The following is a 12,157-nucleotide window of genomic DNA, read 5'->3' as shown; positions in this document are numbered from 1 at the left end:
GACATGCTGTGCCCGGATGCATTCGATGCATCCGGGCACAGTGCTTTCAGGCGGTGACCGCGCGCAGGCGGTCGGCGAACGCCGCCGGGTTCTCCATGAATCCGCCGTGGCCGCCGGGGAACAGCACCGGCTCGACGCCCAGTTCCTTACCCAGGGCGCGCGAGGTGCGGTCGCAGAACAGTCCGGCCGAGGTGTCACCGATCCCGATGATCAGCCGATCCGAAACCTTGCCCAGCGCCTCGAGATCGGGCGTCCAGCCCGCGGTGCACTCCAGTTCGTGCAGATAGAAGTACCGCTCGTTGGCGAAATCGGTGGCACGGGCGTCGGCGATCATCTGCTCGATCATCTGCTCCGGCATACGCACCTCGGCGAGGTCGAAGAACTTGCGGATGGCGCCCTCCTGATCGCCCGCGGCGAAGGCGCCGCTGATCTCGGCGCGCACGGCCCGGGCGTGTTCGCGGTCGCCGAGCAGTTCGGCCAGCGGCGGCTCATGGGCCACGGCGACGCGGACCAGCTCCGGATCCGATTGCAGCAGCGCCAGAGTCGTGACCGCGCCGCCGGAGGACCCGAACACCACCGCCGGCCCCGCACCGACGTGGCGCAGCAGCCGGGCCAGATCGTCCGCGCGCAGCTCGGCGGTCGCATCGGAGTCCGGATCGTCGAGCACACTACCGAAGTGACCGCGCGGATCGAGGGTCAGCACCGTGTGATCGGCCGCGAGCGCCTCTGCGACGGGCGCGAACGGCGCGGAATGCATAGGCGAGCCGACCAGCGCCAGCAGCGGACCGCTCCCGCGCAGTTCGTAGTACAGGCGGCCGTCGGGAATGGCGAGGGTGTCGGCGCTGACGGGGACGGACGAGGTCATGGATTCTCCTGGAGATCGAGGTATCTCTCATTGGACTCCCCGGGGCCCCGAAACTCATCGGCCCGCCCGGCGAGTCAGCGCAGCGCGCCGAAGAAGCCGCGCAGATCCTCGATCAGCAGATCCGGCGCCTCCATCGACGCGAAATGCCCGCCGCGGTCGTATTCCGACCAGTGCACGACAGTGTGCTGTTTCTCGGCGACGCCGCGAATGACCGTGCTGCCCGGGAAGATCGCCACACCGGTCGGCACGCCGGAGTCGGTGACGGCCGCGCCCCATGCGCCGGACTCCTTGTACAGCAACATCGAGGGGCCGATGGTCGCGGTGAACCAGAGGATGCTGATCGCGGTCAGCAGCGCGTCGATGTCCATGGCGTCCTCGGGCAGCACCTTGGCCGGATTCATGTAGGTGTGCACGACATCGAGGACCCAGGCCAGCAACCCCGCCGGGGAATCGGTGACCGCGGGCGCGAGGGTCTGCGGCCGGGTGCCGTGGATGCCCGCATAGCCGGAGGTGCCGTTGCTGCTCCAATCCCGCAGGGCGGCAAGCTTGTCCCGGTCGGCGTCGGTGTAGCCGGTGCCGTCGTCGTCCCAGGCCGGGATGGTGATCGGATCGTTGAGATGCACACCCAGCACGTGGCCGCGATCGATGCGGCCCAGTTCCGGCGCGATGAACGATCCCGCGTCCCCGCCCTGCGCGCCGTAGCGGTCGTAACCCAGCCGCGCCATCAACCGGGCGATCAGTGCGGCGGAGCGCTCGGTCGCGGCCGCACCCGGTCGGGTTGTCGGACCGGAGAATCCGAAGCCGGGCAGCGTCGGGATCACCAGATGGAAGGCGTCGCGTTCGGTGCCGCCGTGGGCCAGCGGGCCGATCAACTCCCGGAAGTCCGCGAACGGCCAGCCGTGCACCAGCACCAGCGGCACCGCCCCGGCCACGGCCGAGCGGATATGGGCGAAATGCAGCCGCTGCCCGTCGATTTCGGACATGAACTGCGGAATGGCATTGAGCGCCTTTTCGTGACGCCGCCAGTCGTAGCCGGTGCGCCAATACTCGGCCAGCGCGCGCACATAGCCGGTCGGAATGCCGTAATCCCAGCCCACGCCGGGCAGTTCGGCGGGCCAGCGGGTGGCGCCGAGGCGGGCGCGCAGGTCGTCGATCTCGGAGTCGGGGATGTCGATGCGGAAGGGCTCGATGCTGGTCATATCCTCGACGGTAGGAACCATTCAGGCCGGATCGTGTCCTGAACCGATGGCATGGTGGAAGGCGGAGTGCCCTTGTCAGCCAGCCGTTTCGGGCCGGTCGGACAGGCCGAGCCGGAGGTGTTCGCTGTGGTAGATGGCCTCGTCGAGGAGTTGGGCGACGTGGGTGTCGTAGAGGCTGTAGATGATGCTGCGGCCGGCGCGGGTACCGACGACCAGGCCGAGGTTACGTAGCAGGCGTAGTTGATGCGAGACCGCGGACTGCTCCATGCCGACCGCTTCGGCGAGTTCGGTGACCGGCAACGGCCCGTGCCGCAGTTCGGTCAGGATCAGCAGTCGGCTCGGTGTGGCCAATGCCTGCAGGGTGGTCGCGACGTGGGCGGCGGCATCGGCGTCCAGGCGCGCCACCGGCCGGGTGCGGCCCTCGACTCCATGTCCCATACCCGGGCAGCCTACCGTGAGTACAACACATGAAGACGTCTTCATGTTTTCTGTTATGGTGGCCGGGTCCCCAGGTAACTCGCGTTGGAGGTCGCGATGAGTCTCACCGCCCCCGCCCTGCTGGCCGCTGCGGCCGGCGTCGGCTTCGGCCACGCTGTTCTTCCCGACCACTGGGTACCGCTGGCGGTGATCGCCCGCATGCAGCGCTATCCGCTGCGCCGGGTGCTTCGACTGTCCGGGCTGGCCGGTGTGGCGCACGTGGGGTTGTCGCTGATCCTGGGCGCGATCGTGATCGGCGTCGGGCTGCAATTCCGCTCCACCGTCGAACGTCACGAGTCCGCGATCGTCGGCGGGCTGCTGATCGCGACCGGAGTCCTGTTCGTCGTCCTGGAACTGCTGGGCCGCGGGCACAGCCACGCCGACCATGAACACGCACACGGACATCGCCATCACGGCCCCGCCCACGAGCACACCCCGGAATCACTCGAAATCGCCGCGGGCACTGCGCATCCGCACAGCCACCACCGCAATCACGCCACCCAGCTACTCGCCTTCGCCGTACCGTTCGGCGCCGCCGCCTCACCAGACTTGACCATCCTGCCGGTCTTCCTCGCGGCCAGCGCCGTGGGAGTAGCCGCCGCGCTCGGCACACTGGCGGTGTTCTCCCTGGTCACCCTCGGCACAATCGTCGGACTGACCACCCTCGGCACCCTCGCGGGCTACCAGCTACGCGGCGCCTGGATCGACAAGAGCGCCAACCTGATCACCGCCGCCGTACTACTGATCATCGGCATTCTGATCGCCGCGGACATCATCTGATCAGATACCACCAACGTCCCGCGCGGTGTGGGCGTTCGGACAAGCACAGCCATTGGCGGGCCGTCGATCTCGCGAACGTTGTCGGCAAACGATCGTTTTCGCCCCAGCGGGTCGCGCGCCGTGCGGCAACAGCGGGTGTTCCATGTCCTCGGAAGTCTCGGGACTGTGTTGTCGCCCTTAGGGTTTCAAATCCTCTATCCTCCGCTGTGAAGACGCAGGTCAGGGGCAAATTTCGGTTTGCCCCTGGTTTGCGGTCATGCGCGGTCACGGTTTTCGTGGCATTCGAGGACAGTCGGCAGTTTCACCACATCGGACACGACGTGTGACCTGTTGGAGCCGATATGTACCTCAGAGGTTTTCATGGCGAAGATCCGCGAACGCACGCGGAAGAACGGCAGCACCTACTACCAGATCATCTACTGGTACCAAGGTAGCCAGGGCTGCGAGAAGTTCGACACCTGGCCGGAGGCCGACCGGTGGCTGAAGGTCCTGGATCTGGTCAGCGCGCCCGAGTGGCTGCGCATGCTCTACTCCGTCGACACCCCCGCCGACATCACTACAGCGCCCACGGTGCATGAGATCTGCACCGAGATCATCGATGGGCTGACCGGGATCGAAAAGGGGACTCGTAACCGGTACAAGAAGATCCTGGTCAACGACATCGAGCCGTTCTTCGGCGCGGACTCCCCCGTCACGGTGTTCACCGATCTGATGATCCCGCGCTGGGTCAACCACCTGGCCGAGAACGTCGGCAACGCCGCCAAGACCATCGCCAACAAACACGGCGTGCTGTTCCAGCTGTGCAAGGCACTCGTGCGCCGCAAGCTGCTGACCGAGAACCCGTGCGCACACACGAAACTGCCGCGCGTGGTCCAGACCGAGATGGCTTTCCTCGAACCGGACGAGTTCGCAGCGCTGCTGGCGGCGCTGCCGGAGCGGTGGCGGCTGCTGGTGGAATTCCTCATCGCCTCGGGCGCCCGGTGGGGTGAGGTGACCGCGCTGCGGGTGCGCGACATCCACCGCAGCAAGCTCACCGCGCGGATTCACAAGGCGTGGAAGTACACCGGGAACAAGCCGGTGCTGGGTGCGCCGAAGACGAAGAAGTCGACCCGGACCATCAACCTGCCCGCGCATCTCGTCGCGCGACTACCCCTCGACGGCCGCGATCTCGACGAGTGGCTGTTCGCGCTCGACGACGGTTCGCCGGTGCGGATGTGGTACTTCTACAAGGACGTGTGGGTACCGACCCGCGACGCTCTGTCGCTGATGGCGGGGGATCCGTTGAACGGCAAGCGCCCTCGCATCCACGATCTACGGCACTCGTGCGCGGTATGGATGCTCACCGCCGGGGTGCCTATCCACGTGGTGCAGGCTCATTTAGGGCACGAGTCGATCAAGACCACGGTGGATGTGTATGGGCACCTGGATCGCAATGCTGCCGCGTCGGCGGCAGCGGTGATCGGCGCGAACCTCGCACCCCGCCAACCCGATCCCGCACCCACCTCGACACCCGGCAGTGGCGGTGCGGCGGAAGTGCTGTTCTTCCCCACCCCCGCAGCGGACGGGAAGGCGGCATGAACGCGATGGGCGACAACACACTTCGGTTTCCCGGCGCGCTGAATACCCTGCAGTATCAGGGCATCACCGAGCAGATGCCGCCACCATGGCGGGTGCTCACCGATTTCCTGGTCATCTCCGGAGCCCGGCTCGGCGAGGCCGCCGCGCTGGCCGACACCGCTCTGGACCCCGCGCGCGGGACGGTCCGAATCGAGCGGACCTGGCGGCCAGGCCCCGGTGGCTGGGTTCTCGCACCCGCCATGTGCCCGCGCACGATCGTGGTACCGCAGAACCTGTTCAACCGCTTGAACGTCGACAACGTTGGTGGAAAGTTGTTCCGCATCGAGGGCGCGTGCGGGCCGGGGCTGATGACCCGGTATGCGCGGCGGATCTGGCGGCCAGCCGTACTGGCGGTCGCCGATGAGCTGCTGGGCGGACGGCGGCCCCCGGTGGCCGTCCTGCGCACCACGTGCGGGCTGTGGCTGGCCGAAGCGGGCGTGCCCTGGCCGGTGATCGCCGCGCACCTCGGCTACCCTCCACCGGTTCTCAGAAGCCGAGTTGCGTCGGATACGACATTGGGGTCAGGGTCGCGCAGATGGGGTCAGCATCTCGATGGCCGGATCGGTGGTCAGGCGGTCGAATAACGTCGGGGAGCGTGTGCCGATCAGGGTCCAGTCGAAATCGATGCCAGTGTAAATGCACCACGACCGATCGTCGGGCCACCAGATGTTCGGGCCACGGCCGGTGAGTTCACGATCGACGGTTTCAGTTGTGCGCCGGAGCATCCGGTAGGGAGTGCGATGCGGTTGATCGTCGGCGAATGAGGCGGCCTGCTGCAGGAGCCGCTCCAGGCCAGCTGTGTCCGGCCAGATCAGTCCCCACTCTGGTTGCGGGGTGAGGATTGCGAGCAGCGCCTCCAGCACGTCATCGGGTAGCAGATCGAGCCATGGACGCTCGTCGTACAGCCCAGGGATCTCATAGTTCGGGTCGTCGCGGTCGTGGCCGAGAAAATCGGCGAACACCGTGTCCGCCTCAAGGGTGACGCCGGTGTGGGCGGCGACCTGTGCCCACGAGACCGCATCCCGCCCGTTGCGGGCGGGATGCAGGATCCGTCCAACGTGGGGGTAGAACACCGACAGCCACCAATCGTCACGCTCGATGGCTTCGCAGTTCGCGGTCAGCCATGCTGCTTGCTCACTCTCCGGGTGCGGTTCCCAGCTCAGTGCGACCTCGTCCTTGGCGTATACCCACATTCAGTTACCTTCTACCTTCCCGGGTTGACCAGCGCCCACGACGCCGACACCGTGTCCCGCACAGGCTGCTGCCCGGCAGATTCCGTGAACCACGCACACTGCACCACGACATGCCGTTCACGGTTTCCGGAAAAACTCACCACGATACGATCTCTGTCTCTCCAGTACCGGCATTCACCAGGATATGGGCGAGTGTCGGGCTGTTGGATGTACTGGCATTTGGGCCCGACGATGGACTCTTCGTCGGGGAGGCCTGATGCCGTTATCCGATCCGCCATCGTCACCACTGTCCGGCGGGGGATCGCGGAAGTCGCCAGGGTGAGTTGCTGGTCGCCTGTTTCTGCGAGCGCGGATGGCCATACCAGCTCCTCGGGTGGAGCGACCGAGGCACCAGGGTCGATACCGTCCCAGTCCACGGCCACGGCCGGGAGGGTGACCCTCCCGGCACGGGCTTCCGGGACGCCTCCACGGATCGTCTGATCCTCACGGGGCAAAAGCGGCCTCTGCACCGTGGAGTCCTGCTGAGAGGCGGCGCCTGCGTCGCCCTCTTCCGCTGTCGCGCCGCATGCAGAACACAGCGCGGCGACAAGGGTAGCGATCGCTGCGCGTCTCATCCCCATCGTTTGTCGTAGCATTCTATTTCTTTCAAGTTCTCATTAGCCGAGTCCGTGCTGTACTTCTTCCCGTTGAGGTCGGCCTCAAAAATGGCTTCGGTCCTATATTTGTAGAAGGTATTCCTATGGCAACTTACGACAAGTGTCACGCGGTTGAATGGTTTTGTTTTCCCGTAATGCTTACCGGCGAGTTCTTGCCATCCCCACCAACGGCTGCGGTATGTGTACATGACGACATCGATCTTGGGTTTTTCGGGTGCATTGTTGCAATAGGCTTCGATACGCGTATGGATCTGGTCCGGTGTCGTGTACGACGCGTGCGGGTTATGAACATCCAGGCCGCAGTTTTCGGCCATGTCGTATTCCGATCCCTGCCGATGCGTTGGTGTGTACCCGGCCGGAGCCGCCGCGCCACCGTTGGGCGTGGTGCGGGGCGGTGTCTGAGATGCCGTTGCCCTCGGCGTCGGAACAACCGACGGCACCGGCGCAGGAGCGCTGGGACGCATCGAGGGCGTGGCCGACGACGACGGACCCGACGACGGCTTCGAGGAGGACGTGGGAGGCAGGCTGGGCTGCACCGAGTCTCCGCCGGCCGAATCCGGTGAATCGGAGGGGGCTTCCCTTGTGACGTCCGACGGATCCCAGCTGGGCTTATCTCCGTTGGGATCCGGGTCGGATATCCTCGGCGGCGGGCCGACCCGCCCTCGGTTCTTCACGCCCCGGTCGCCGTTGGAGGGGTTGGCAGGGTCGCCGGGCAGCCAGTCGATGCGTCCGCCCTGGAAATTCTGTGCCTTGCCGCCGTTGTAGTCGTACTCGTCGCTGGTCGGGTACCCGAATCGGCCGTTCTCCCAGTTCTGGTTCGACCAGGCGTCGCGGATCGCGCCCCAGACACTGTGCGCGCCGGTGTTGCCCGACCAGTAGACGGACCCGCCCTCGAAGTGCTGTCCGGCACCGTTGTTGTTGCCCTTGAACTCATCCGAGGCGGGGTAGCCGAGTGGCCCGTTCTCCCACTTGAGCTCGGCCCACTTGTCGCGGATCAAACCCCAACTACTGTGCGCGTCGGTATTGCCCGACCAGTAGACGGATCCGCCTTCGAAGCGCTGTCCGGCACCGTTGTTGTTGCCCTTGAATTCGTCGGTCGCTGGGTAGCCGAGTGGCCCGTTCTCCCAGTCTTTGTCGGCCCACTTGTCGCGGATCCGGCCCCAACTGCTGTGCGCGTCGGTGTTACCGGACCAGTAGACGGATCCGCTCTCGAAGTGCTGTCCGGCGCCGTTGTTCTTCGCCTTGAACTCATCGGTGGCAGGGAACCCGAGTGGCCCGCTCTCCCAGTCTTTGTCGGCCCATTTATCGCGGATCCGGCCCCAACTACTGTGCGCTCCGGTATTGCTCGACCAGTAGATGGACCCGCCTTCGAAGTGGTTGAAGCGCCCCGGTTTACGGGCGGCCAACTCTCGGGTCGTCGGATACTTGAGAGTGCTGTTCTCCCAACCGAGATCGCGCCACTTGTCCCGGATCGCACCACCGACCTGATTGGCGTGGCCTTTGGACACGTTCGGGTGCCAGTAGATCGAGCTGCCCTTCTCGAAGGCCTGCCAACGCCCCCCCGCGCGCGGCGTCCGATTCCGCGTTCACGGGATTACCGAAGAGGTTGGACCCACCGGCTTGGTCGTACTCGACCTCGATCGCTCCGTAGACGTCGTACGAGCCGATCCGCCGTGCAGACGCATCAGCGGGATTCACCAATCCTATTGATAGCGCAGCAATTACAGACACAGCCAATATGCCGATCGGATGCCGATCTCGCCTGTTCATTATCGGCTCCGTGGGAGTAATCGTGGCGGCCCCAGCCGCGCGGGTATGTCGACGTTTATCGCGCATCCGTTGATGGAGGCTAGATGTCATGAACCTTCGTTTCTCATTGTGCGAACACTTTCCTCATCATTTCTGGTAGCTAGTAGCTGGCCTGGCCGCACACAGGGAATTGCCCGCGGTCAACGCCGCCTCGTCGATGCGGTCCCGACTGCTCGACAGGCGACACTGACAGGCAGGGCCCATATGCCAGTGTCAGCAGCTCCGCATCACACCAGGCCATTGGCTATTCGACTGGACCGGGAAGGGTGTTGAGATAGGCTCGCAATGGCCAGTTCTTTCTGGCTCAGGCACAAAGTTGTTGGTGGCGTTGCTGATCGGTGTCATATGTTGAGTAGCAGGCGGCGGCGCAAGAGATCGAAGTTGGCCCGGCCGTGCACGGCTCTTTTGAGCGCCGTCAATTTCGTCACGGTGCCCTCGACGGCGCCGCTGATCCAGGGGAGGGTGAGTCCGTTGCGGACGGCGTCGTAGTCCTTGAGCAGTCCGGCCGCGAATCCTTGGAGTTGGGCGACGTCGCTGGCCTGGGCTGCGGCGATCCAGGCATCCAGGTGCTGGCCGCGGCGGTGGCGGAGCAATGATCAGAACCTGTGGTTGACCGGGAAGGAGTGCCTTCCCGGATGATCTTCGAATCCAGGTTCTGATCAGTCCGGCGCGCCAACGCCGGGCGGGAAGGTACGTTCCTTGCTCAAGGTAATCGACGGCCGCGCGGAGTCCGATCAGGATGGTGTGGCGGCCGGGGTGTCGCGTTCACCGATCGACGAGATCGTGCGCGAAGGTGCCCGCCGGATGCTCGAAGCCGCCTTGCGGGCCGAGGTCGCTGCCTATGTCGAGCGGTTCGCCGACCAGGTCGACGAGGACGGCCGGAAGCTGGTGGTGCGCAACGGCTACCACAACGAACGCCAGGTTTTGACCGCCGCGGGCGCGGTGACGGTGAAAGCGCCACGGGTCAACGACAAGCGCGTTGATGTCGAATCTGGTGAGCGGCAGCGGTTTTCCTCGGCGATCCTGCCTGCCTGGGTGCGTAAGTCCCCGCAGGTCAGCGAGGTGCTGCCGCTGCTGTATCTGCACGGGCTGTCGACCGGGGACTTCGGACCGGCGCTGGAACACTTTCTCGGCTCCGGCGCCGGACTGTCACCGGCGTCGATCACCCGGTTGACCGGCCAGTGGCAGGACGAAGCCCGCGCGTTCGCGCAGCGAGACCTGTCGGGCACCGATTACGTGTATCTGTGGGTCGACGGTATCCACACCAAAGTGCGTCTCGAGCAGGAGAAACTGTGCCTGCTGGTGATGATCGGCGTGCGGGCCGACGGCCGTAAGGAGTTGATCGCGGTCGCCGACGGGTATCGGGAATCGACCGAGTCGTGGGCGGATCTGCTGCGGTCATGCCGCCGTCGCGGGATGACCGCCCCGGTGCTCGCGGTCGGCGACGGCGCGCTCGGGTTCTGGAAAGCACTACGCGATGTGTTCCCGGAAACGAAAGAGCAGCGCTGCTGGTTCCACAAATCTGCGAATGTACTTGCCGCGCTGCCGAAATCGGCGCATCCGGGCGCGGTCGCGGCGATGAAGGAGATCTACAACGCCGAAGACATCGACAAGGCACAACTCGCAGTGAAGGCATTCGAAATCGACTACGGCACAAAGTATCCGAAAGCGGCCGCGAAAATCACCGGCGACCTCGACGTGCTACTCGCGTTCTACAAATACCCGGCCGAGCACTGGATCCACCTGCGCACCACAAATCCCATCGAATCAACTTTCGCTTCCGTCCGGCTCCGCACCAAGGTCACCAAGGGGCCGGGCTCCCGTGCGGCCGGAATCGCCATGGCTTACAAGCTGATCGAGGCAGCACAGGGCCGCTGGCGCAAGGTCAACGCCCCCGAGCTGGTCGCGCTCGTCCGCGCCGGTGCCTTGTTCCACAAGGGCAAACTGCTCGAACGGCCCGTCGACATCACCCCGAAGGAGGCGGCCGAATCACGCGGCACAGCAATCGCCTGAAACATCTCATCCACCGGTCGTAGCAATGGGCAACCCGCCGAACCTCTTCGTGGGTGACTCTCTGTGGCTGGCTCGGCAGGTGAGCGGGCATGCGGGTTACTGGTGTTGCGGTTGTGGGGGTTTCGGTTGATATGGCTGGTGGTCGTAGTAGGGGGCTGCTTGGAGGTCGTAGAGTTCGGCGTAGGTGCCGTGTAGGTCGAGGAGTTGTTGGTGGGTGCCGGTTTCGGTGATGCGGCCACCGTTGAGGACGTAGATGCGGTCGGCGTGGCGGACGCTGGCCATGCGGTGGGTGACCAGGATGATGGTGTGGTCGGTGAACAACTCGCGGATGTGGTTGTAGAGGTCGGCCTCGGCGCGAGCGTCCAATGCGGTGGTGGGTTCGTCGAGAATGATCAACGGGGTGTCGCGGTAGAACGCGCGGGCCAGGGCGATTTTCTGCCACTGCCCGCCGGACAGGTCGATACCGCGGCTGCGTTCCTTACTCAGCAGGGTGTCGTACCCGTCATCGAGGGTGGCGAAGTGGTCGGCGATCCCGGCGTGGACGGCAGCTTGGGTGACACGGATGGGGTCGGGGTCCGGGTCGCCGAGTGCGATGTTGTCGGTGGCCGAGAGCGGGTAGTGGATGTGGTGTTGCAGCAGGATGGTGGCAGCGGCCCGCAGTGCGGGTAAGTCGTTGCCGGTCACCGCTTTTCCGTCGCGGCACAACTGCCCGGTGGTGGCCGGATAAAGCCCGGCGAGGATTTTGGTGAGGGTGGTTTTCCCGGAGCCGTTGTAGCCGACCAGGGCGATGATCTGTCCGGCGTGGATGTCCAGGTCGATATCGGTGAGGGCGGGGGTATCGGTGCCGGGGTAGGTGAATCCGATGCGGCGGGCGGTCAGTGAGCCCGAATGGTCGTGGTGGGGGCAGTGGTGGTGTGGCGCTGGGGTGTTGGGTGAAGGTGATGATGTCGGCGATGAACAGTCGTCCTTTGCCGACGGTGGACAGCAGGGTGCCAATGGCGGTGAATTGTCCTGACAGGAGCTGGATCGCGGCGAGCACGGTGGCGGCGGTCGCCAGGGGCAGGGTGCCGGTGTAGGCGAGGACACCCAGGACGAGAACCATTGCGAGAGTGATGGCTTGGCTGGAGCCGTGGGCGGCCAGGCTGCGGTAGGCGTTGACGCGGTTGAGGCGCGTCTGGTGGGCCAGCAGATCTGTACGGGTGTGCTGCCAGCGGTGCAGGAGTTCCGGTCCGGCGGCGAAGGCGCGGATCTCGGCGGCTTGGTCGCGGCCGGTGAGCATTTGTTCCAAATGGAGTGTGGTGCGCCGGTATTCGGCTTGGCTGGCCATGAGGTGGTGCCAGTCGCGGTTGATGCGCCGCGAGACTACCCAGACCGGCAGCACGGCCAGCAACAGGAACGGGGTGGTGAACCACGCCATCGCCGCCACCGCGGCCGCGATCGCGGCGGTGTAGAGGAGGGTGTGAGCGGCGGTGAGCAGGGCACGCAGCATCAGGCCGGGATGCAGCCCAGCCGCTTCCCGGGCCCGGGTGAGCAGGTTGTAGTAGGCGG

Annotated in this window: 12 protein-coding genes; 5 read left to right on the top strand and 7 right to left on the bottom strand. The window is 65.4% G+C overall.

The annotated features are described in order from the left end of the window. Window positions 1-46: 46 nt before the first annotated feature. From ACIA76_RS40490 to ACIA76_RS40480, 3 genes are all read right to left on the bottom strand, one after another. Entirely contained in the window at window positions 47-865 is an 819-nt protein-coding gene (locus tag ACIA76_RS40490; protein WP_397160344.1) for an alpha/beta fold hydrolase, read from the bottom strand. 74 nt (window positions 866-939) lie between these two features. After that, the gene (locus ACIA76_RS40485) at window positions 940-2,064 is read right to left on the bottom strand and encodes an epoxide hydrolase family protein (RefSeq protein WP_397160342.1); all 1,125 of its coding nucleotides are present in this window, start codon (window positions 2,062-2,064) and stop codon (window positions 940-942) included. A gap of 75 nt (window positions 2,065-2,139) precedes the next feature. Next, window positions 2,140-2,502 carry an ArsR/SmtB family transcription factor gene (locus ACIA76_RS40480; RefSeq protein WP_397160340.1) on the bottom strand — a complete coding sequence of 121 codons (363 nt, stop codon included), beginning with the start codon at window positions 2,500-2,502 and terminating at the stop codon, window positions 2,140-2,142. A 96-nt stretch (window positions 2,503-2,598) separates the two neighbouring features. On the opposite strand from ACIA76_RS40480, the gene ACIA76_RS40475 reads away from it, so the two are divergent. The 3 genes from ACIA76_RS40475 (at window position 2,599) to ACIA76_RS40465 (ending at window position 5,522) form a co-directional block, all read left to right on the top strand. Continuing rightward, window positions 2,599-3,321, top strand: a complete 723-nt coding sequence (locus ACIA76_RS40475) for a hypothetical protein (protein WP_397160338.1) — start codon at window positions 2,599-2,601, stop codon at window positions 3,319-3,321. Window positions 3,322-3,681: 360 nt separating this feature from the next. Next, window positions 3,682-4,899, top strand: coding sequence for a tyrosine-type recombinase/integrase (locus ACIA76_RS40470; protein ID WP_397160337.1), 1,218 nt, complete (start codon window positions 3,682-3,684; stop codon window positions 4,897-4,899). Beyond that, window positions 4,896-5,522 carry a hypothetical protein gene (locus ACIA76_RS40465; protein ID WP_397160335.1) on the top strand — a complete coding sequence of 209 codons (627 nt, stop codon included), beginning with the start codon at window positions 4,896-4,898 and terminating at the stop codon, window positions 5,520-5,522. Before ACIA76_RS40470 ends, ACIA76_RS40465 begins: the two co-directional genes overlap by 4 nt. Here the strand turns inward: ACIA76_RS40465 and ACIA76_RS40460 are convergent. The 3 genes from ACIA76_RS40460 to ACIA76_RS40450 form a co-directional block, all read right to left on the bottom strand. Next, on the bottom strand, window positions 5,460-6,131 hold the full coding sequence (locus ACIA76_RS40460) for a hypothetical protein (RefSeq protein ID WP_397160333.1): 672 nt from the start codon (window positions 6,129-6,131) through the stop codon (window positions 5,460-5,462). The genes ACIA76_RS40465 and ACIA76_RS40460 overlap by 63 nt on opposite strands. Before the next feature lie 610 nt (window positions 6,132-6,741). After that, window positions 6,742-8,313, bottom strand: coding sequence for a hypothetical protein (locus ACIA76_RS40455; RefSeq protein WP_397160440.1), 1,572 nt, complete (start codon window positions 8,311-8,313; stop codon window positions 6,742-6,744). Window positions 8,314-8,937: 624 nt separating this feature from the next. Beyond that, window positions 8,938-9,189, bottom strand: coding sequence for a transposase (locus tag ACIA76_RS40450; protein ID WP_397160331.1), 252 nt, complete (start codon window positions 9,187-9,189; stop codon window positions 8,938-8,940). 118 nt (window positions 9,190-9,307) lie between these two features. On the opposite strand from ACIA76_RS40450, the gene ACIA76_RS40445 reads away from it, so the two are divergent. Then, the gene (locus ACIA76_RS40445) at window positions 9,308-10,609 is read left to right on the top strand and encodes an IS256 family transposase (RefSeq protein WP_397160438.1); all 1,302 of its coding nucleotides are present in this window, start codon (window positions 9,308-9,310) and stop codon (window positions 10,607-10,609) included. A 96-nt stretch (window positions 10,610-10,705) separates the two neighbouring features. Here ACIA76_RS40445 and ACIA76_RS40440 read toward each other — a convergent pair whose 3' ends face one another. Further along, window positions 10,706-11,605, bottom strand: coding sequence for an ABC transporter ATP-binding protein (locus tag ACIA76_RS40440; RefSeq protein ID WP_397160329.1), 900 nt, complete (start codon window positions 11,603-11,605; stop codon window positions 10,706-10,708). Between the two features lie 181 nt (window positions 11,606-11,786). On the opposite strand from ACIA76_RS40440, the gene ACIA76_RS40435 reads away from it, so the two are divergent. Continuing rightward, window positions 11,787-12,157: hypothetical protein (locus ACIA76_RS40435; RefSeq protein WP_397160327.1), on the top strand; the 371-nt coding region annotated here is incomplete at its 3' end.

This window comes from Nocardia sp. NPDC051570 (assembly GCF_044454005.1).
In the GTDB taxonomy this organism is placed as follows: domain Bacteria; phylum Actinomycetota; class Actinomycetes; order Mycobacteriales; family Mycobacteriaceae; genus Nocardia.
This window is presented reverse-complemented; position numbering and strand designations above follow the sequence as displayed.